The sequence below is a fragment of the Streptosporangium sp. NPDC006930 genome, assembly GCF_040635605.1.
Lineage (GTDB): Bacteria > Actinomycetota > Actinomycetes > Streptosporangiales > Streptosporangiaceae > Streptosporangium.
Genome location: NZ_JBEYID010000002.1, coordinates 91,779 through 112,180, shown reverse-complemented (window position 1 = coordinate 112,180; position 20,402 = coordinate 91,779). Strand labels below are relative to the sequence as shown.

Sequence of the window (20,402 nt, the reverse complement as noted above, 5' to 3'; positions counted from 1 at the left end):
CCATGCTGAGCCATCCGTGGATCGTCTACGCGGCCGCCGTTCTGAGCGTCCGGATCGAGAAGGCGCGCAACGCCCCCACCCGGGGCGCCTCCGCCGTCGAATGGGTCATCATCACGGCCATCATCGCCGGGGTGGCGCTCGGACTCGCCACCCTCATCAAGACCCTCGTCGAGGGTAAGCAGGCCGAGATCTCCAACCAGTTCGGCGGCGGGGGCGGCGGAGGCGGGGGCGGCGAACTTGGAGACCCGTGAGCGCGCGCGACGCCGCACCCGAGGAGACCGGGAGAGGGACGGCGAGCGCGAACGGGAGGCGAGAGCGCGCCCCGGCGGCGGGGACCGTGGTGGCGAGCGTGGTGCCACGGTCGTCGAGCTGGCGATCATCATGCCGGTGGTGCTGGTCGTCGTCCTGCTCATCGTGCAGTCCGCCCTGTGGTTCCACGGACGCCAGATCGCCGACGCCGCGGCGAGGGAGGGGGCGCGGCTCGCCAGGGTCGACACCGAGTCCTGGCAGCAGGACGCCGAGTCCCGCGCCCAGGAGCTGATCCGCACCATCGGCCCGAAACTCCTCGAAGGCGCCACGGTCACCGCCTGGGAGGAGGGCGACCAGCGGGGTGTCGAGGTGAGTGCCTCGGCGGTCCAGGTCGTCCCGCTGCTGCCGTCCACCACGTTCACCGTCACCGCGCGCTTCGGCGGTCCCATCGAGTGCTTCCGTCCCGACGACGGGAGCGAAGGATGCGAGTGATCCCCTTGACGTCCAGCGGGGACAGGCGCGAGCGCGGGTCGCTCAGCACCGAGACGGTGCTGCTCGCCCCGGTCTTCCTGCTGTTCCTGCTCTTCCTGGTGGGTGCGGGAAGGGTGGTCGAGGCCCAGGGCGAGGTCAACGGCGCCGCCAGGGACGCCGCCAGGGCCGCCTCCGTCGAGCGCACCCTGGCCGACGCCGAGGCCGCCGCGGACGAGGCGGCCCGCGGAGCACTGTCGGGCGAGTGCGAGCCGCAGGTCAGCCTGTCCGGTACGACCTGGGAGGAGGGCGGCCAGGTCCACGCGGAGGTGACCTGCTCCCTGGACCTGGACTTCCTGGGCTTCGGGGCGGCCAAGGACATCAAGGGCGACTCGGTGGTCCCGCTGGAGCAGTTCAGGAGGGTCGAGGAGTGAACCCCGCGCACCCGTCTCCTCCCGCCGCGCTCGGCGAGCGGGGGTCGATGTCGATCTTCACGGTGATCTTCTCGGTGGTGGTGTTCCTGCTGGCCGGGCTGCTCGTCGACGGCGGGGCCGCCATCAACGCCCGGCTGCGGGCGGCCGACGTCGCCGAACAGGCCGCCAGAGCCGCCGCCGACCAGATCGACGTCGAGCACCTGCGCTCCACCGGCCAGGCCCGGCTGCTGGGGGAGGGGGAGGCCTGCGGGCAGGCCGAGGAGATCGTCTCCGCTCACGGCGGCGGCGACGTACAGCTCACGGAATGCACCCTCGGCGGCGGCCAGGGCGAGGTCACCGTGAGCGTCTCCGTCACCTGGAAGGCGTTCTTCCTGTCCGCCTTCGGCTTCCCCGGTTCGGAGATGGAGGCCGAGGCCACGGCCGGGCCGGACGTCGGGGAAGACCAATTGCCGTGAATCGCAGGCCCACCGGTTGACCGAGGACGAATCAGAACGGGGAGGGAGACGAATGCCCACGCGACAGCCCGTGCGCATCAAGGCCAGGCGCACACCGGGAGACCTGCTGGCGGGCCTCGGCGCGCTCGTCGTCCTGGTCGCGCTCATCGCGGGGGTCCCCTACGCCCTGCTCCGGCTGGCCGGGCCGCCGCTCCCGCCCGAGCTGCTCAACCTCGACCTGCTGACCAGCCAGGTGGGTACGAGCACGATCGTCGCGATCCTCGTGCTGCTGGTCTGGCTCGCGTGGCTGCAGCTGGTGGTCTGCGTGCTGGTCGAGATCTACGCGGGGCTGCGCCGGGTCGGCATGCCGGCGAGGGTGCCGCTGTCGGGCGGTACGCAGATGTTCGCCAACCGGCTGGTCTCGGCGGCCATGCTGCTGTTCACCGTCTCGGCGGTGGCCCTGCCGATCGCGAAGATGACCAGCCTGCCGCCCACCGCTCCCGGCATCGTCTCCACCGGCCTGTCGTCGCCGTCCGCGCCGGCCGCCGACGAGCGGGCCGAGCTGGCGCCCGCACGCAAGGCGAAGAAGGTCTACGTGGTGCAGCCGCCGCACGGGCGCCACCACGAGAGCTTGTGGGAGATCGCGGAGAAGTGCCTCGGCGACGGGCGCAGGTATCCGGAGATCTACCGGCTCAACCAGCACAAGGAACAGCCCGACGGCAGCCGCCTGCACATGGCAGACCTGATCAGGCCCGGCTGGGTCCTGGACATGCCGGACGACGCGCGCAACATCCACATCGTCCCGGCCTCCCAGCCGCGTGACGACACCCTCAAGGACCACCCGGACAAGCCGACGGAGCTGGACGGCCGTACCCAGACCTTCACCCCCGGCGGCGCCGACCTTCCCGCGGAGCCCGCGCCCGAGGTCTCCGACCCCCGCGAAAGGGCCGGGGCCGACGGGAGGCGGGAGGCCGGCCCGGCGCAGGAACGCGGGGACACCGCTCGCGACACCGCTCGTGACGGTGCTCGTGACGGTGCTCGCGACAGGGCCCGCACCGTGCCCGATACACCGCCCGTGACGGTGCCCGACAGCGGGCGGCAGGACCCCGGGCAGGTGGAGCGGCGAGACCCGGCGGCGGTGGCGGAACCCCCTGACATCGGGCAGAACGCCGGGCAGGACACCGCCCTGGGGATGCTCGACTACCTGGCGGGGGCCTCGCTGGCGGCGGCGGGACTGCTCGCCGCGCTCGGACGCAGGCGCAGGCAGCAGCTCTGGCGCCGCGCGTTCGGGTACCGGATCACCCGGCCCAGGGACGACGCCGCCCAGGCCGAGCTCGCGCTCAGGCTCGGTGCCGACGCCCCCGGCAGCCGGATGCTCGACGTCGGACTCCGGCTCCTCGGCAGGTCCCTCGCCGCCCAGAACCGCGTCCCGCCCACGGTCTACGCCGCCCACCTGTCGCCGCAGACCCTCGACCTGTGGATCCACCCGCCGGACTCCGACGCGCCCGCGCCCTGGACCGCCCACGACGGCGGCCAGGTCTGGCGGCTTCCCGCGCACGAGGGCCGGATGATCGACGAGCGGACGCTCGCCGACGCGCCCGCCCCCTACCCGGGACTGGTCTCGCTCGGTTCCAACGGTGAGGGCCGGGTGCTCGTCGACCTGGAGGCCGCCCACGGGCCGATCGGCATCAACGGCCCGCGGACCACCGAGGCCCTGGCCGCGCTCGCCGTGGAGCTGGCCACCAACCGCTGGTCGGACCGGATGCGCCTCACGCTGGTCGGCTTCGGCGAGGAGCTGACCGTGATCGCCTCCGATCGGATCAGATACGTGGGCGCCTTGGCGGAGATCCTGCCCGAGCTGGAGGCGGGAGCCGGTAAACGCGATCACGCCGGTGAGGTGCTCACCGGCCGGATCCACGGGCGCGCCACCGACCCGGTCGCCACGCCGCACTACCTGCTGTCCGCGATCGCCCCCACCCCCGAGGAGGGCCGCCGCCTCGCCCTGCTCGCGAGGAAGGGCGTGCGGACCGCGGCCGGGTACGTGATCGCGGGTGACGTGCCACACGCCACCTGGAACTGGACGATCACCGAGGGGGGCCGCGCCGAGGTCGACGCGCTCGGCTTCGACGTGGCCGCGCAGCTGCTGCCCCGGCGCCAGTACCGGGCGCTGATCGACCTGTTCCTCGCGACCGAGCGGCTGGAGGGCGAGCCGCTTTCCGACGAGCCGGAGCCCGTACCGCACACGCCCTCGGTCGAGGTGCGCATCCTTGGTCAGGCCGAGGTCGTCGGCCCCCCGCCCATGGAGGAGGGACGGGCCGTGATCGCCGTCGAGCTCGCCGTCTACCTGGCGACGCACCCCGGCGGCGTCCACCCCGTCGTGCTCGGCGGCATCCTCTGGCCGAGGGGCGTGCAGTCGGTGGTGAGGGACGCCACGATCGCGAGGGTCGTCGCCTGGCTGGGCACCGACAGCCAGGGGCGGCCCAACCTCTACGCCGACGAGTCCGGGCGGCTCAGGCTCGGCCCCGAGGTGCGCACCGACTGGATGCTCTTCCGCGACCTCGTCCGCCGGTCGCACGCCAACCCCGCCGGGCGTCCCGAACTCCTTGAGCGGGCACTCGGCCTGGTACGGGGCCCGCTGCTGAACGGCCGTCCCCGTGGCCGCTACGCCTGGCTCGCCGCCGACGACCTGGAGTACAACGTGACCGCGGGCGTCGCGGACGCCGCGCACCGGCTCTGCGAGACGCGCCTGGCCCGAGGCGAGACCGACCAGGCCGTCGCGGCGGTGCGTGCCGGGCTGTTGCTGGCCGCGGACGACGAGGGGCTCTGGCGCGACCTGCTGCGGGCCACCCACCTCACCGCCGACCCCGTCCGCCTGCGCGCCGTGGTCGACGCCCTGCACCGCAGGGCCGAGTCGCACCCCTACGGCGGCGGGATGGCTCCCGAGACCGAGGCCCTCATCGACGAGCTGCTGCCCTCGTGGCGGATGCGCTCGGCCCCGACCGCATGACGGGCCGGGCGGACCCGGCCCGTGCGCCGGACGTCACGCGGTGGCGGGCGGGTGCCGTGCCCGGCGACCGTCGGGCGGGAGGCGTGGTGGGTCGCCGTGCGGAGGACCAGGAGGACCAGGAGAGAGTCATGCCGAATCGCGCATATCGGTGGTTTCGGTGGTTGGGCGCTCCTAGCGTGATCGGTGTGCGTGTCGCGATCGCGCTGGTCGTACTCCTGTCGACGGCCTGTGCCCCCTCGGAGGCCGAGCGGTTCACCCCCGTCGACCTTCCCCCCGAGACCTCCGCGCCGGGCTCCGCCGCGACGGCGCCGAGGGCGCCGAGGGTGGAGACGGTCCAGGTCTCCGCCGACGTCCAGGTGGTGGTGGAGTGGCCGGCCACGACCGACGAGGACACCACCGCGATGATCAACACTTTCCGCGACTACCGTGCCGGGTCCTTCCGCGCGGTCGTCACCGGAGGCGAGGACACCGCGTACTACGAGACGGTCCAGGAGGGGGCGAGCAGGGACGCGTACGCGTGGGTGAAGGCGTTCCTGGACCAGCGCCGTTCGGTGCGCGGGGTCTCCCGGCTGTACGCGCTGAACGTCGTCTCGGTCACCGGCAGGGGTGCCGAGTTGAACGCGTGCGTGGACGAGACCGGGATGCGACTGCTGGACGCGGAGACCGGGAAGGCGGTCCGTAAGCAGCCCGACTGGGCCAGGCGCCCCTTCCTCCAGGTCGCCGGCCTCCGGCGGGGTGACGACGGGGTCTGGCGGATCAAGCTGCTCCAGCACGCCAAACCTTTCAGTGACGCCTCGAAGGGATGTCATCGATGATCATGAATGTGGTGGTCGCGGGGCTGCTGCTGCTCGCTCCGGGCCCCGGTGACCCCGGTGGCGGCGGTGGTGGCTCCGATGTTCAGGTCCGAGGCAGCCAGGACGGGAACACGGCGCGGGTCAGTCTCAAGAACTCCCAGATCATCATCAGCGGGAACGGCCGCGGGGGGAGAAGCGACGGCTACCGGCTCAAGCGGCCCTGCTGGTACGAACCCGCCCAGAACGCCTCCGAGATGCTGGACTTCCAGCAGCGGACCACCCGGGTGGATCCGGGCGCGCCGCAGACCCGGCAGGAGGCACTCAAGCCTTTCGTGGAGAAGCTCGGCGAGGAGGGACGCTGGTGGACGGTCGCCCACGACGCGTCCGATCCCAACGGGGTGAGCTGCCAGATGGGGCTGGACACCTACGTGTTCGTGCCGCCCAACACGACCCCGCCCGCGGGGATCACCATGGCCGAACTGGTCGACATCGCCCGCGCCGCGCTCACCGTCCCCGAGCCGAAGATCGAGCTCAACCCGGACGCCAAGAGCTACGTCAACCTGCCGACCTGGGTCTGGCTGAGCGGGGTCGGCGAGACCACCAGGTCCGTGACCGCGACGCTGCCCGGGATCATGAGCGCCACCGTGACCGCCACCCTGCAGGACATCCAGATCGACGCGGGTACCACCGAGGACCGGGCGGAGGTCAAGGAGGAGTGCGGGCCGGGCGGCAAGCCGTACCGGCAGGGCGCCGAGTTCACCTGCGGTGTCCGCTACCTGCGCTCCTCGATCGACCAGCCGCGTGACGTCTACGTGCTGGAGGTCACCTCGGTCTGGCCCATCGAGGTCGAGGACGACGTGGTGCCCTTCGTCTACGACCCGATCGAGGTGGGGGTGACCCGCGACGTCCCGGTGGGCGAGGTACAGAGCACGGTGAGAAAGGCCGGTTGACCGCCCGGGGTGATCGCCGGTCCCGGGAGGACCGGTCGGCCGTCCCGGGAAGGCGCGGGGTGCGTCGAGGAGGTCCGGTCAGCGGTCCGTACCGGTCATAGGCCGGTCACGGGCCGGTGACCGGCCCGGCGAGACGCGGAGCACGGCCGGAACGGCCGGGTCAGCGGCCCTCCCCGCGGGCCCTGAGCCGTTCGGCGGCCGGTGCCCCCTCGTGGGTGAGCAGCCACTGCTTCACCGGGGTGCCGTAGTAGTAGCCGCCGTACCCGCCGGTGGACGGCAGGATGCGGTGGCAGGGGACGAACGGCGCGATCAGGTTCCGCGCGCACGCGGACCCCGCCGCCCTCGCGGCGGTCCTGGGCAGGCCCGCCCGCTCGGCGAGCTCGGCGTAACTGATCGTGACGCCCGCGGGCACCTGGCGCAGGGCGGTGAGCAGCCGCTGCCGGGTGGGCGTGCCCGGCTGTTCCACCGGAACCGCGTCGAGGGCGGCGAGGTCGCCGTCCAGATAGTCGCGTACCGCCCGCGCCGGCCCGCCCAGGTCGTCGGCGAGAACGAGCCCCTCGGCGCGTACCTCGGGGGAGAGCCGCGCGAACATCTCCTCGGGTCCCGCCGTGGTGAAGCCCGCCGCCAGCAGCACGCCCTCGCGGGCGAGCATGGCGAGCGGACCGGCAGGGGTGTCGAGAACCTGTGCCTCTATCATGCCGAGCTCCAAAGGTGCAGCGCGGCGTACGCCCGCCAGGGACGCCACCGCTCGATGTGATCTTCAGGGATGCCGAGGCAGGCCATGGCCCGCCGCAGGCCGAGGTCTCCGCCAGGCCAGGCGTCCGGGTCGCGCAGTGCCCGCAGCGCGATGTAACCGCAGGTCCACGGCCCGATGCCGGGAACCTCCAGCAGTCCGGCCACCGCCCGCGCCGGCTCCTGCGCGCCGTCCAGGTCGATCTCGCCGCTCGCCACTTTTACGGCGAGCGCCTTCAGCGTCGCCACCCGCCGCCCGGTCAGGCCCAGCCCGGCGAGATCGGCCTCGGCGAGCTCCTCCGCGGTCGGGAACAGGTGGGCCGGCCCCTGCCCGCCGGTGGGGCGGCCGGCCCTGGCCGCGACGCGGCCCAGGATGGTACGGGCACCCGCGACGGAGATCTGCTGGCCGACCACGGCGCGGACGGCCATCTCGAAACCGTCCCAGGCGCCGGGTACGCGCAGCCCGGGGCGGGCGGCGACGAGCGGAGCCAGCGAGGTCTCGCCGAGGGCGGAGGAGATCGCCTCGGGGTCCGCGTCGAGGTCGAGGAGGCGGCGGCAGCGGGCGACGATCCTGGCCAGGTGGCGGGTGTCGTCGACGCTCACCTCCAGCCGTACGTGGCCGGGCACGGGGGTGAGGGTGATCGTTCCGCCGGGGACGGCCCGGCGGTAGGACGTGCCGTCCCCGTGCTCCAGCCCCGGGATCGCCCTCGCCGCCAGGAACCGCATCAGGGTCTCGGCGTCGTACGGCTCCCTGCGGTGCAACCGCAGGGTGAGCGCGTCGCCGGGTATCTGTGGCCTCGCCCCCGTCGTCGCCCGCAGCTCGCCGGGCGTGAAGCCGTAGGTGTCCTTCATGGTCGCGTTGAACTGCCGTACGCTGCCGAAACCCGAGGCGAACGCCACGTCGACGATCGGCAGCCCGGTCTCGGTGAGCAGTTGCTTGGCCAGCAGCAGGCGCTTGGTCCTGGCCACGGCGAGCGGACCCACGCCGATCTCCGCGGTGAACAGCCGGTGCAGGTGCCGTCCGGTGATGTGCAGCCGCCCGGCCAGCCGGGTCATCCCGCCGTCGTCCGCCACCCCCTCGTCGATCAGCCGGAGCGCCCGGCCGACCAGGTCGCCCCGGTGGTCCCAGCCGGGATCGCCGGGGCTCAGCTCGGGCCGGCACCGCTTGCACGGCCGGAACCCGGCCGCCTCGGCCGAGGCGGCGTGGCGGTAGAACCGCACGTTGCGGGTGGAGGGGGTGCGTGCCGGGCAGATCGGCCGGCAGTAGATGTTGGTGGAGGTGACCGCCGTGTAGAACCGCCCGTCGAACCGGGCGTCCCTCGCGGCCACCGCGCGGTAACAGGAGTCGAAGTCGAGTTCTCTCACGGACACGGTGACGACGCTACCCGCGGCTCAGGGGGGACAGCTGGCGGGAATCGGACCTGGCCGTGGCGGCTGTCGCGACAGGGGGGCCGGGACGGTCCAAGGAGGGGCGAGAACGAGCGGGGTCGGCACGGGTGAGGCGCCGGGCGCCAGGGCCGGGACCCTCCAAGGAGGGTCGGGAACCCACCTGGAGAGCGCCGCCCGCACCCCGTCCAAGTCGGCAGGGACGGTCTACGGAGGATCGGGAACCGGCCGCGGCGCTCGTCACGACACAGGGACGGCCGGGGACCGGACGCCCCGGCGGGGGTCACTTGGAGGAGACGCCGACGCCGATCTCGAACTCCCGGTAGACGCGGGCCCAGAATCCGTCGCGGAGCCAGACGCGCGCCTCGGGGTACGGGCGCAGGGAGTGGCCCAGCTCCTTCTCCGCCTCGATGAGCAGCTCGGTGTCGATCACCGTGGGAAGGATCGGCCCCGGCAGCAGGTCGCGGATGTTGTCGCGGCCGCGGGTGAGGATCCACTTCTGGGCGACGTGCTCGCCGACCTCCTCGACGCGCGGGCGGCTCGGCCCCAGCTTGGTGACCTGGCCCACGGGTGCCTTGGGCTTGGCGGCGGTGCGCCCGGCGAAGACCTGGGCGGGGGAGGGGGCGATCGGGGGCACCGGCACGGGGACCGGCGCGGGGGCGCGGCTGAAGTAGGAGCGCAGGAAGTCGGCGCTGATGATCTCGACGGTGTCGGACTCCCAGACCAGACGTTCCGCCTGGTTGGTGCCGTAGGGGGGCTCCACGCCCCACAGGTGGATCCGCACCCCGTAGGCCTGGGCGGCCTCGACGGCGGGGACCATGTCCTCGTCCCCGGCGAGCAGTATCGTGTCGCTCACCGCGTGGTGCCTGGCCAGTGCCTCCAGGTCGCTCCTGATCTGCGCGTCCACGCCCTTCTGCTGGCCTCGGGCGTTCAGGTTGCCCAGGCGCACCTTGACCCAGGGGAGCTGGGCGATGACCCGCTGGTCGACGGTCGGCACCCGGTCGCGGGCGGCGTCGTACCAGTAGATCCGGAGCAGCTCGCCGTGGATGCGCTCCTCGGCGTGCTTCTGCAACGCCTGGATCAGCTCGTCCGCCGCCACCCGGTATTCCTTGCGCTCCTTGGCGCCCAGGAGCACCTCCCCGGCCGCCGCGTACAGATAGCCGACGTCGACCAGGACGGCGTACTTCGCGGCGATGGGATGTGATGTGAGGTCCAGGATGCTCATGTCGTCCTCCAGGCCTCGGAACTAGCTGATCGGCTGACTATATGCGCCCATTTCTTAGATGGTCCCAACTCTCGCGCAACTTGACACCCCGTTCTCTGGATCTATCTCGGCAGCGCGCTGGATCGCCACGCGCCTTGTCCGACAGGAAGTGCTTTTCGCATGCGATCTGAGGGATTGCTCCAGGATTTCGAGGTCTGCGGGGTTTTTCGCGCCGGATTCGCCGGTGTGGCGCGCGCCGATAGGGCGATCACCACCGCGGCGATCTCCTCGGGGGTCGCGTCCCCTTTAATGATCTTCAGGTGTCTCATAGCGGGATGTTCCCGTGCTTCTTCGGGGGCAGGGTCGCGCGCTTGCCGCGCAGGGCACGCAGCGCCTTGACGATCTGGACGCGGGTGTCTGAAGGGCGGATCACGGCGTCCACATACCCACGTTCGGCCGCGAGATACGGGTTGGCGAGAGTGTCCTCGTATTCGGTGACGAACCTGGCCCGCGCGGCGTCCGGCTCCTCGGCCGCGGCCAGCTCGCGCCGGTAGAGGATGTTGACCGCGCCCTGCGCGCCCATCACCGCGATCTGCGCGGTCGGCCAGGCCAGGTTGATGTCGGCGCCCAGGTGCTTGGACCCCATGACGTCGTACGCCCCGCCGTACGCCTTTCTGGTGATGACCGTGACCAGGGGCACGGTCGCCTCCGCGTAGGCGTAGAGCAGCTTGGCGCCGCGCCGGATGATCCCGTTCCATTCCTGGTCGGTGCCCGGCAGGAATCCGGGAACGTCGACGAATGTCAGTACGGGAATGTTAAAGGCATCGCAAGTACGAACGAATCTCGCGGCTTTCTCGGAGGCCGCGATGTCCAGCGTTCCGGCGAAACTCATCGGCTGGTTGGCGACGATCCCCACGGAGCGCCCCTCGACCCTGCCGAAACCCACGAGGATGTTCGGCGCGAATTGCGCGTGCACCTCCAGGAATTCACCCTCGTCGAGGACGTGTTCGAGAACCGTGCGCATTTCGTAGGGCTGGTTCGCCGAATCGGGGATCAGCGTGTCGAGCTCGCGGTCGGAGTCGGTGGTCTCCAGCGGCGGATCGGCGTCAAACGCCGGTGCCTCGTCCATGTTGTTGGACGGCAGGTACGACAGCAGCGCCCTGGCGAAATCCAGGCAGTCGGCCTCGTCGGACGCCTCGTAGTGGGCCACGCCCGAGCGGGAGTTGTGCGTGTGCGCCCCGCCGAGCTCCTCGAACGTCACCTCCTCGCCGGTGACCGTCCTGATCACGTCGGGGCCGGTGATGAACATGTGCGACTTCTCCGACACCATCAGCACGAAGTCGGTGAGCGCGGGCGAGTAGACGGCGCCACCCGCGCAGGGACCCATGACCAGCGAGATCTGCGGGATCACCCCGGAGGCGTGGACGTTGCGCCTGAAGATCTCGGCGTACAGACCCAGCGAGACGACACCCTCCTGGATGCGCGCCCCTCCGGAGTCGTTGATGCCGATCACCGGGCAACCGGTCTTCAGCGCATGGTCCATCACCTTGACGATCTTCTCTCCGAAGACCTCGCCCAGGGACCCGCCGAAGACCGTGAAGTCCTGGGCGAACACCGCGACCGGGCGGTCGTCGACCGTGCCGTACCCGGTCACGACCCCGTCACCGTACGGCCGCTGGCGCTCCAGGCCGAAACTGGTGGACCGGTGCCTGGCCAGCTCGTCGAACTCCACGAAGCTGCCCTCGTCGAGGAGGGCGAGCACCCGCTCCCTCGCGGTCATCTTCCCGGCGGCGTGATGCTTCTCGACGGCTCGTGCCGAACCCGCGTGGGCCGCCTCACCCAGGCGGCGCTCAAGATCGGCCAGCTTGCCGGCCGTCGTGTGGATGTCGGGTCCGGAATCCAGCGGTTCGGCACTCAGGGGCTCGCTCATTCCAGCAGGGTAACCGTCCGCTCACATCGCGAACCATTGGGGGCGATCGTTCGTTCCCCCTGCGAGCGGACTGATCGGTCAACTCTGGGGAAGGGCGGCGCGATGGCTGATATCACGGAGGCGGTAAGAACACGGGGGCTGTTCAAGAGATTCGGGCAGCAGGTGGCCGTGGGAGGTGTCGACCTGGTCGTGCCACAGGGCGGTTTCGCCGGGCTTGTCGGACCCAACGGGGCGGGGAAGACCACCACCCTCAGCATGGTCACCGGCCTGCTCCGCCCCGACGACGGCTCGGTCCACATCGGTGGCGCCGACGTCTGGCGTGACCAGGTCGCGGTCAAGGCCCGCATCGGGGTGCTCCCCGAGGGGTTACGCCTGTTCGAGCGCCTGTCGGGCCGGGAACTGCTCTCCTACAACGGCCAGCTCCGCGGCATCCCCAAGGCCGAGGTGGAGCGGCGGGCGGAGGAGTTGCTGAACGTCATGGCCCTCACCGGCTCGGCGGACAAGCTCGTCGTCGACTACTCCACCGGCATGCGCAAGAAGATCGGCCTGGCCGCGGCGCTGCTGCACAACCCCGACGTGCTCTTCCTCGACGAGCCGTTCGAGGGCGTCGACCCGGTCAGCGCCAACACGCTCGTCGAGGTGCTCAGGCGCTACACCGCCTCCGGCTCGACGGTGGTCTTCTCCAGCCACGTGATGGAGCTCGTCGAGCGCCTGTGCGACTGGGTCTCGGTGATGGACCGAGGGCGGATCGTCGCCCAGGGGCCGCTGGACGAGGTGAGGGCGGGCCGCAGTCTCAACGAGGCGTTCCTCGCCCTGGTCGGGGCGAGGGGCGACGGCGATCCCGCGGGACGGGAGGGCCTGTCGTGGCTGGGCGCGACCCCCTCGTGAGCGCCGGGACCGTACGGGTGGGGCCCATGGTGTTCGTGCGGCTCAAGCTGCGGCTCGTCGCGGGAAACCTGCGGGGCAGCACCCAGCGCCTGCTGGGGTTCGTCTTCACGACGATCGCCGCGTTCCTCTTCGGCACCGTCGGCTTCCTGATGATGTCCTCGCTGCGCCTCGCGTCCGCCGACCTCGCCGTGGAGACCGTGACCGTGCTGTTCACCGTCTTCCTGGTGGGCTGGGCGGTCGTACCGCTGCTGGCGTTCGGGCTGGACGACACGCTCGACCCGTCGCGCCTCGCCCTGTTCCCGCTGCGGACCGGCCAGCTCGTCACCGGCATGTTCGCCGCCTCGATCACCGGCGTGTGGCCGCTCGCCTCGCTCGCCGTGACGGCGGGGGCGGTGGCCGCTCTGGCCACCGGGATCGGCGGGGTGCTCCTGGGTGCGGTCGTGGTTCTGCTCCACTTCGCGCTCTGCGTCATGCTCTCCCGGCTGGTCACCACGTCGCTGTCGGGGATCCTGCGCACCCGCAGGGGCCGCGACGTGCTCGCCGTCTCGGTGGTCTTCTTCGTCCTGGCGGCCCAGCTGCCCAACCTGCTGCTCAACGGCGGCGTGTCGGCCGATCCCAGGGCCGTGCTGCACGCCCTGGCCTCGGCGCTGAGCTGGACCCCCTCCGGTGTCGCGGCCCGCTCCATCGCCGACGGCGGCCTGACGGCGGTCGCCGGGGCGGCCCTGCTCGCGCTCCTGATCGCTGGGGTGGGGTGGCTGTGGATCGCGGCGCTGCGCCGCGCCCTGGTCACCTCCGACGCCTCCACCCAGGGCGCGTCGGTGCGCAACTCCCGTGGCCTGCTGGCGAAGGTCCTGCCCGACGGCCCGCTCGCCGCGGTCGCGGGCAAGGAGTTCAAGTACGCCAGGCGCGACCCGCGAGGCAGGGTCGGCTGGTTCGCCGCCATCGCGGTCACCGGGGTGATGGCCTTCTCCATGTACGGGGACGGCGAGGGCGCGGCCGGGGGCGTCCTCGCGATCGCGCCCGCCTGCATCGGCGCGGTGATGATCAGCATCCAGTGGTGCAACGCCTTCGGCATCGACGGCCGTTCCCTGTGGATGAACGCCGTCGCCTACGGCACCGACCGTGACTGGCGTACCGACATCGCCGGGCGGCACCTCGCCGTGGCGACGATCGCGGTCCCGTTGCTGCTCCTGCTCGCCGCGGTCGCGGCGCTGCTCGCCGGGGACGTCGGGTGGGTGGTCCCCGCCACGCTCACCGCCTGGGGCGTGCTGGGGGCCGGGCTCGGCGTGGGCGCGCTGACCAGCGTGCTGGTGCCCTACACCGTGCCCGAGCGCCTGAACGCCTTCACCGGCGCGGCCCCCGGCCAGGGCGGTATCGCCTTCGTGGCGTCGTTCGGCGCGCTGATCTGCACCGGCCTGCTCGCGCTGCCGATCGTCCTGCCGATCCTGCTCGGTCTCACGTGGGTCAGCGTGCTCGCGGTGCCGTACGGGCTGCTGCTCTCCTGGGGCGGCCGCAGGATCGCGGGAAAGATCGCCTTCGCCAGGTATCCGGCGCTCCTGGAGGCGACCTCCGTCGCCACCTGACGCCCACCCCGCGCTCCCCTTCCGGCCGTACGCGGGCCCGGAGGGGAGCGCCCCGACGGCTGCCTGAACGGTCACGAACGGTCCTCGGCGGCTGTCACGTACGGCCCCGGGAACGGCCGGGGATCAGCCTCCTCAGTGGTCTAGTCCAATGGGTGAGACCGGTCTCCGTTCGACAAAACGGACTGGGTACGCTGGCGAGCATGCCCGCCACCGTGTCCCATCAGGCAGAGCGTTCCTCCGCTGTCACCGAGATGCCCGACGAGCTGCGCGCGGACGTGCGACTGCTCGGCGAGCTCCTGGGGCAGGTCATCGCCGAGCATGGCGGCGATGACCTGCTCGCCGATGTCGAACGGCTGCGTAAGGCCGTCATCGGGGCCCGCAGAAAGCAGGTGTCGGTCGACGAGATCACCGCGATGGTGGCCGAGTGGCCGATCGACCGCGCGGTGCAGATCGCCCGCGCGTTCACCTGTTACTTCCACCTGGCGAACCTGGCCGAGGAGCACTTCAGGATCCGCACGCTCAGGGTTCGCGACACCGGCGAGGAGCCGCTGCCCGAGTCCCTGGCGCAGGCTGTGCAGGAGCTCGGCGACGGCAAGGTCGCCGAGCTCGTCGAGGGACTGCGCCTGCACCCCGTGCTGACCGCGCACCCCACCGAGGCCCGCAGGCGCGCCGTGGTCACCGCGATCCAGCGCATCAGCGGCCAGCTCGCCGCCTACAACAGCTCGGACAGGGGCGCGGCCGAGCGGGCGGAGACCCGGCGACGGCTGCTGGAGGAGATCGACCTGCTGTGGCGTACCGCCCAGCTCAGGTCCACCAAACTCGACCCGCTGGACGAGGTGCGCACCGCGATGGCGGCCTTCGACGAGACCCTCTTCCGGGTGGTCCCGCAGGTCTACCGCGCCCTGGACGCCGCGCTCGGCGGCGGAGGCGGCACCGCCAAGCCCCGGGCCCGCGCCTTCATCAGGTACGGCAGCTGGATCGGCGGCGACCGCGACGGCAACCCGAACGTCACCTCCAAGGTGACCAGGGACGCCGTGCTCATCCAGGCCGAGCACGTGCTGATCGCCCTGGAGAACGCCACGCTCAGGATCGGCCGCTCGCTCACCCTCACCGCCGACTACACCCCCGCCTCGGCGGGGCTGAGGGCCGCGCTGTCGAGCGCCGTGAACGACCACCCCGACGTGGTCTCGGAGATGGCGACCCGCTCCCCGAGGGAGCCGCACCGGCAGTGGCTGATGTTCGTCGCCGCCCGCATCGCGGCCACCCGCCAGCGCGGCCTCGACCTGGCCTACCGCTCGCCCGAGCAGCTGCTCGCCGACCTGCGCACGGCCCAGGACTCGCTGGTCGAGGCCGGGGCGAACCGGCAGGCGTACGGAGAGCTGCAGCACCTCATCTGGCAGGTGGAGACCTTCGGCTTCCACCTGGCCGAGCTGGAGGTCCGCCAGCACTCGCAGGTCCACGCCGCCGCGCTGGAGGACATCGCCGCCGGGCGCACCTCCGAGCGGACCGAGGAGGTCCTGGCCACGATCCGCACGATCGCCTGGATCCAGGAGCGGTTCGGGGTGACCGCCTGCCGCCGCTACGTCGTCTCCTTCACCCGTTCGGCCGACGACATCGCCGCCGTCCACGCGCTGGCCGCGCACGCGCTGGGCGACCGGGCACCCAGGCTCGACGTCGTCCCGCTGTTCGAGTCGGGCGCCGACCTGGCCGCCGCCCCGGCCGTCCTGTCGGGGATGCTCCAGATCCCGGCCGTACAGGCCAGGCTCGCCGAGGAGCGGCGCCTGGAGGTCATGCTCGGCTACTCCGACTCCGCCAAGGAACTCGGCCCGGCCGCCGCGACCCTGAAGCTCTACGAGGCCCAGGAGGAGCTCGCCGCCTGGTCGGCCGAGCACGACGTGCCGCTCACGCTGTTCCACGGCCGGGGCGGCGCCCTGGGCAGGGGCGGCGGCCCGGCCAACAGGGCCGTGCTCGCGCAGGCCCCCGGCTCGGTCGGCGGCAGGTTCAAGGTCACCGAGCAGGGCGAGGTCATCTTCGCCCGCTACGGCCACGACGCCATCGCCCGCCGCCACATGGAGCAGGTCACCTCGGCGGTGCTGCTCGCCTCCACCCCGTCCATCGAGGCCCGTACGGCCGAGGCGGCGGGGCGCTTCCGCGGTGTGGCCGAACGGGTCGCCTCCGCCTCGGAGAAGGCGTACCGGCTGCTGACCGAGGCGCCCGGCTTTCCCGAGTGGTTCTCCCTGGTCAGCCCGCTGGAGGAGATCGGCTCGCTGCGCCTGGGTTCCCGCCCGGCCCGGCGAGGTCTCGGCGCGCCCCGGTCCCTGGACGACCTGCGGGCCATCCCGTGGGTGTTCGCCTGGGCACAGACCCGGGTCAACCTGCCGGGCTGGTACGGCCTGGGCAGCGGCCTGGAGGCGGTGATCTCCGAGGCGGGCCTGGACGAGCTGCGCGCCGCCTACCGCGAGTGGCCGCTGTTCGCCTCGCTGCTGGACAACGTGGAGATGTCGCTCGCCAAGACCGACCGCGACATCGCCGCCCGCTACCTCGCGCTCGGCGCGAGGGACGACTTCGTCGAGCAGGTCCTGACCGAGTACGACCTGACGCGCCGCCTGGTCCTGGAGATCACCGGTCACACCCGCCTGCTCGAGGACCGCAAGGTGCTGTCCCGCGCGGTGCAGCTCCGCGACCCGTACGTGGACGCGCTCTCCCACCTGCAGTTGCGCGCCCTGTCCACGCTCCGCGCGGACGAGGGGCTGTCGGAGGGCGAGCGCGAGCGCCTGTCCACGCTGCTGCTCCTGTCGGTCAACGGCGTCGCCGCCGGCCTGCAGAACACCGGCTGAGCGCGGGCGGAAGGTTCAGCTGCCGATGCGGTGTGCCCCCGCGTAGACGTTGAAGCGCTCCTCGCGCAGGAAGCCGACCAACGTCATCCCGAACTCCCTCGCCAGGTCGACGGCGAGGGAGGACGGCGCGGAGACCGCGCAGACGACCGGCAGGCCCGCCGTGAGGGCCTTCTGCATGATCTCGTAGCTGGTCCGCCCGCTGACCATGAGCACGTGCCCGCCCAGCGGCAGTCTCCCGCTCATCATGGCCCAGCCGACCAGCTTGTCCAGCGCGTTGTGCCGCCCCACGTCCTCGCGGACCGCGAGCGGCTCACCGTCGGGGGTGAACAGGCCGGCCGCGTGCAGCCCTCCGGTCTTGCCGAAGACCCCCTGGGCGCTTCTCAGCCGGTCGGGAAGGTCGTACAGGACCTCGGGGGAGATGAGCAGGTCCTCCTGGTCGGGCAGCGGCGAGCAGCGGCCGCGCAGGGCGTCGAGGCCGGCGGTGCCGCAGACGCCGCACGCGCTCGACGTCACGAAGTGCCGGTCGAGCGAGGGCAGGTCGGGCAGCACGCGGCCGCGCAGCCGTACGGTCACCGTGTTGTAGCGCGCCTCCTGCGGCACGTCCTCGTCGGTGCAGTAGGCGATGGACGCGACGTCCGCCGGTGCCGCGACCCCCTCGCCGTACAGGAATCCGGCCGCCAGCTCGAAGTCGTGCCCGGGGGTGCGCATGGTGATCGCGACCGTGCGACGTTCCTCGCCTGCCTGGATGCGGATCTCCATCGGCTCCTCGGTGGCGAGGTCGTCCCGGCGCTCGTGAAGGGTCCCCGCCCGCATCTGCCCGACCCGCGCCCTGGTGGTGGGCCCCGGTCTCGGTGCGCTGAGATGTCTGCTCATACGTTCATCGTCTCTTTATCACGATCTTCCGTACGGTTTCCCGCCTCGGTCAAAAGCCTGACCTTGCCCGCCGACCCAGACTTCGGTAACAGTATTCCCTGGTCATTGGATTAATTCGGTAACAGGGGGTCGTTAGTGGAGGCAAGATGGCTAAGTGCTCGACTCGCCCTTCACTGATCTTGACCGCCCGCCGCTCTCTCAGGCGGCGCTCACCCGCGCCCTGGTCCGTCCCGGGGGCCTCTGGTCCGGCATCACCGTGGTCGACAGGACCGGATCGACCAACGCCGACCTCGCGCACGCCGTCCGCGACGGCGCGCGGCAGGGAGCCGTCGTCGTCGCCGAGTCCCAGTTCGCCGGGCGCGGCAGGCTCGGCCGTGTCTGGAGCGCTCCGCCGCGTTCCGGCCTGACGTTCTCGGTGCTCCTGCGGCCCGACCCGCCCATGTCCACACAGGGGTGGCTGCCCCTGCTCGTCGGCCTGGCGGTCGCGTCGGCCGTCCGGAAGGTCGCCGAGATCGACGTACGCCTCAAGTGGCCCAACGACCTGCTGATCGGCGAACGCAAGCTCGCCGGGGTGCTCGCCGAGCGGATCGACAGCGCGGTGATCGTGGGGGTCGGCCTCAACGTGAGCGTGCGCCCGGAGGAGCTGCCGGTGGAGACCGCCACCTCCCTGGTCATCGAGAAGGCCGCCTGCGCCGACCGCGACCCGATCCTGCGCGCGGTGCTGCGGGAGATCGAGACCCACTACCGCGAGTGGTCGGAGGCGGACGGCGACGTCGAGGCGTGCGGCCTGCGGGCCGCCTATCTCGCGGTCAGCGCCACTGTCGGGCGGGAGGTGAGGGTGGAACTGCCGGGCGAGCGGGTGCTGACCGGCACCGCCACCGGCGTCGACCGTGCCGGGCACCTGCTCGTCAGCTCCAAGGGGGAGGAGCACACGCTCAGCGCGGGTGACGTCGTGCATGTTCGGCCTCACACCTCGTGACGCAGGGCATGCACACGTGTCACGATTTGCCCCATGGGTTTGCCCGATCACCACATGACGGAGGGGGAGCGACGGATCAAGTCGTTCCATCCTCACTGGAAGCGACTCACCGGCCCGTTCCTCATGCTGATCCTGATCAGCGTGGGGTCCGGTGCCGCCCTTTACTTCATGCCCGACTTCGAGTATCGGCTCTACGCGCGCGTCGCGGTGGCGGTGATCGCCGTCGGCCTGCTGACGGTGTGGTCGTTCATTCCGTACCTGCGCTGGAAGAACGCCGTCTACATCCTCACCTCGCACCGGTTCACCATCAGTACGGGGGTGCTGAACAAGTCCATCGACGACATCCCGATGGTCAAGGTGAACACGGTCAGCGCCGACCAGACCTTCATGGAGAGGCTCCTGGGCTGCGGCACGCTGGTCGTCGAGTCGGCGAGCGAGCAGGGCCGGATCACGCTGCGGGACATTCCCCGCATCCAGGAGGTCCGGGCCGAGCTGTTCCGCGCGCTCGACGACGCGCTCGACGGGGAGCCGTCGGAACCCGGACGGTGACCCGTGGGGCGTGACCTCCCGGACCAGGGAAAGGTCGGGGAGGAGACGGAGGTCCCCATCGGACGTCCGGCGGCCGAGCACCACGCCGGACGTCCGACGGCCGAGCAGATCGAGCGCCTCTTCGTCGGCGCGTCTCCTCGCCACACCCGGATCCAGGTGGCGAGCCTCGCCCGGGTGCCTCAGGAGCTCACCGAGCGGATCTGGCGCGCGCTGGGGTTCGCCACGCTCCCGGACGACGCCGTGGCCTTCACCGACGCGGACGTGGCCGTGTTGGAGCGGGTCCGGGCGATGATGGAGGGCGACCTGCTGGACGACCAGACCGTCATCCGGATGGCGAGGGCGCTCGGCCAGACGACGGCGAGGCTCGCGCAGTGGCAGGCCGAGATCATGATCGGCGCCATGCTCGACCCGGGCCGCCGCCCCACCGACGAGGACCTGGCCGCGGTCATGGAGACCTCGCGCCGGCTGCTCCCCGACTTCGAGCAGATACTGGTCCACATCTGGCGCGCCCAGCTCGCCGCCGCGGGGACCCGCCTGCTCACGCTCGCCGACATCACCGACGAGATCGTGCCGGACAGGCTCACCCTCGCGGTGGGCTTCGCCGACCTGGTCTCCTTCACCCGGGTCTCGCGCGAGCTGGACGAGCGGGGCTTGGCCGAGCTGGTCGAGGGCTTCGAGTCGCGGGCCTCGGACGTGGTCGCCGAGCACGGGGGACGGATGGTCAAAACGCTCGGGGACGAGGTGTTCTTCACGGCGGCCGACCCGAGGAAGGCCGCGATGATCGCCCTGGACCTGGTCGGCGCGATCCGCAGATACGGGCCCGAGGTGCGGATCGGGCTCGCGTACGGTCCGGTACTGCCGATCATGGGCGACGTCTTCGGTACGACGGTCAACCTGGCGGCCAGGCTCACGGCCATCGCCCGCCCCGGCACGGTCGTCGTCGACGACAGGCTGGCCGAGGCGCTGAAGGGCGCGCCCGGTGTCGAGATCGGCCGCATCCGCCAGCGGCCGGCCCGTGGCCTGGGGGTGGTGCAGCCCTACGTGTTGCGCCGGGCTGGTAATCATTGAGTGCCGGGTGCCCAAGTCCGTTCAATCGGTAAGCGGG

General features: G+C 71.8%; 19 protein-coding genes. 13 read left to right on the top strand and 6 right to left on the bottom strand.

Going from position 1 to position 20,402, the window contains the following annotated elements; all coding sequences use genetic code 11:
• Nucleotides 1-2 precede the first annotated feature (2 nt).
• From ABZ664_RS03835 to ABZ664_RS03805, 7 genes are all read left to right on the top strand, one after another.
• On the top strand, nt 3-251 hold the full coding sequence (locus tag ABZ664_RS03835; RefSeq protein WP_362502517.1) for a hypothetical protein: 249 nt from the start codon (nt 3-5) through the stop codon (nt 249-251).
• Nucleotides 238-741 (top strand): TadE family protein, encoded by a 504-nt coding sequence (locus ABZ664_RS03830; protein WP_362502514.1) that lies wholly within the window; start codon nt 238-240, stop codon nt 739-741. Before ABZ664_RS03835 ends, ABZ664_RS03830 begins: the two co-directional genes overlap by 14 nt.
• The gene (locus ABZ664_RS03825) at nt 738-1,151 is read left to right on the top strand and encodes a TadE/TadG family type IV pilus assembly protein (RefSeq protein WP_362502511.1); all 414 of its coding nucleotides are present in this window, start codon (nt 738-740) and stop codon (nt 1,149-1,151) included. The genes ABZ664_RS03830 and ABZ664_RS03825 overlap by 4 nt, the downstream gene beginning before the upstream one ends.
• The gene (locus tag ABZ664_RS03820; RefSeq protein ID WP_362502508.1) at nt 1,148-1,606 is read left to right on the top strand and encodes a flp pilus-assembly TadE/G-like family protein; all 459 of its coding nucleotides are present in this window, start codon (nt 1,148-1,150) and stop codon (nt 1,604-1,606) included. The genes ABZ664_RS03825 and ABZ664_RS03820 overlap by 4 nt, the downstream gene beginning before the upstream one ends.
• Nucleotides 1,607-1,658: 52 nt before the next feature.
• Complete coding sequence (locus tag ABZ664_RS03815) at nt 1,659-4,592, top strand: BTAD domain-containing putative transcriptional regulator (protein ID WP_362502505.1); 2,934 nt, start codon at nt 1,659-1,661, stop codon at nt 4,590-4,592.
• A gap of 185 nt (nt 4,593-4,777) precedes the next feature.
• Nucleotides 4,778-5,407: a hypothetical protein gene (locus ABZ664_RS03810; protein WP_362502502.1), complete on the top strand. Its 630-nt coding sequence runs from the start codon at nt 4,778-4,780 to the stop codon at nt 5,405-5,407.
• Complete coding sequence (locus tag ABZ664_RS03805; protein ID WP_362502499.1) at nt 5,404-6,336, top strand: hypothetical protein; 933 nt, start codon at nt 5,404-5,406, stop codon at nt 6,334-6,336. The genes ABZ664_RS03810 and ABZ664_RS03805 overlap by 4 nt, the downstream gene beginning before the upstream one ends.
• A gap of 160 nt (nt 6,337-6,496) precedes the next feature.
• Here the strand turns inward: ABZ664_RS03805 and ABZ664_RS03800 are convergent, their stop codons facing one another.
• The 5 genes from ABZ664_RS03800 to ABZ664_RS03780 form a co-directional block, all read right to left on the bottom strand.
• The gene (locus ABZ664_RS03800; protein ID WP_362502496.1) at nt 6,497-7,033 is read right to left on the bottom strand and encodes a methylated-DNA--[protein]-cysteine S-methyltransferase; all 537 of its coding nucleotides are present in this window, start codon (nt 7,031-7,033) and stop codon (nt 6,497-6,499) included.
• Nucleotides 7,030-8,439: an AlkA N-terminal domain-containing protein gene (locus ABZ664_RS03795; protein ID WP_362502493.1), complete on the bottom strand. Its 1,410-nt coding sequence runs from the start codon at nt 8,437-8,439 to the stop codon at nt 7,030-7,032. The genes ABZ664_RS03800 and ABZ664_RS03795 overlap by 4 nt, the downstream gene beginning before the upstream one ends.
• 298 nt (nt 8,440-8,737) lie before the next feature.
• On the bottom strand, nt 8,738-9,679 hold the full coding sequence (locus tag ABZ664_RS03790; RefSeq protein ID WP_350946408.1) for an NYN domain-containing protein: 942 nt from the start codon (nt 9,677-9,679) through the stop codon (nt 8,738-8,740).
• Between the two features lie 101 nt (nt 9,680-9,780).
• Complete coding sequence (locus ABZ664_RS03785) at nt 9,781-9,987, bottom strand: acyl-CoA carboxylase subunit epsilon (protein ID WP_362502488.1); 207 nt, start codon at nt 9,985-9,987, stop codon at nt 9,781-9,783.
• Nucleotides 9,984-11,588: an acyl-CoA carboxylase subunit beta gene (locus ABZ664_RS03780; RefSeq protein WP_362502485.1), complete on the bottom strand. Its 1,605-nt coding sequence runs from the start codon at nt 11,586-11,588 to the stop codon at nt 9,984-9,986. Before ABZ664_RS03780 ends, ABZ664_RS03785 begins: the two co-directional genes overlap by 4 nt.
• A 102-nt stretch (nt 11,589-11,690) precedes the next feature.
• Between ABZ664_RS03780 and ABZ664_RS03775 the strand changes: the two genes are divergently transcribed.
• The 3 genes from ABZ664_RS03775 (at nt 11,691) to ABZ664_RS03765 (ending at nt 16,896) form a co-directional block, all read left to right on the top strand.
• Nucleotides 11,691-12,476, top strand: a complete 786-nt coding sequence (locus ABZ664_RS03775) for an ABC transporter ATP-binding protein (RefSeq protein ID WP_362502482.1) — start codon at nt 11,691-11,693, stop codon at nt 12,474-12,476.
• Nucleotides 12,452-14,059, top strand: coding sequence for a hypothetical protein (locus ABZ664_RS03770; RefSeq protein ID WP_362502479.1), 1,608 nt, complete (start codon nt 12,452-12,454; stop codon nt 14,057-14,059). Before ABZ664_RS03775 ends, ABZ664_RS03770 begins: the two co-directional genes overlap by 25 nt.
• 200 nt (nt 14,060-14,259) lie before the next feature.
• Entirely contained in the window at nt 14,260-16,896 is a 2,637-nt protein-coding gene (locus ABZ664_RS03765; protein WP_362502476.1) for a phosphoenolpyruvate carboxylase, read from the top strand.
• 15 nt (nt 16,897-16,911) lie between these two features.
• On the opposite strand, the gene fdhD is transcribed toward ABZ664_RS03765, so the two are convergent.
• Nucleotides 16,912-17,769 carry a formate dehydrogenase accessory sulfurtransferase FdhD gene (gene fdhD / locus ABZ664_RS03760; protein ID WP_362502473.1) on the bottom strand — a complete coding sequence of 286 codons (858 nt, stop codon included), beginning with the start codon at nt 17,767-17,769 and terminating at the stop codon, nt 16,912-16,914.
• A gap of 154 nt (nt 17,770-17,923) precedes the next feature.
• Here fdhD and ABZ664_RS03755 point away from each other — a divergent pair, with 154 nt between their 5' ends.
• From ABZ664_RS03755 to ABZ664_RS03745, 3 genes are read left to right on the top strand one after another with little or no spacing between them, the layout of a single operon-like run.
• Nucleotides 17,924-18,748, top strand: coding sequence for a biotin--[acetyl-CoA-carboxylase] ligase (locus ABZ664_RS03755; protein WP_362502471.1), 825 nt, complete (start codon nt 17,924-17,926; stop codon nt 18,746-18,748).
• Between the two features lie 33 nt (nt 18,749-18,781).
• Nucleotides 18,782-19,297 carry a PH domain-containing protein gene (locus ABZ664_RS03750; RefSeq protein WP_362502468.1) on the top strand — a complete coding sequence of 172 codons (516 nt, stop codon included), beginning with the start codon at nt 18,782-18,784 and terminating at the stop codon, nt 19,295-19,297.
• A gap of 3 nt (nt 19,298-19,300) precedes the next feature.
• Nucleotides 19,301-20,365, top strand: coding sequence for an adenylate/guanylate cyclase domain-containing protein (locus ABZ664_RS03745; protein WP_362502465.1), 1,065 nt, complete (start codon nt 19,301-19,303; stop codon nt 20,363-20,365).
• Nucleotides 20,366-20,402: the final 37 nt, after the last annotated feature.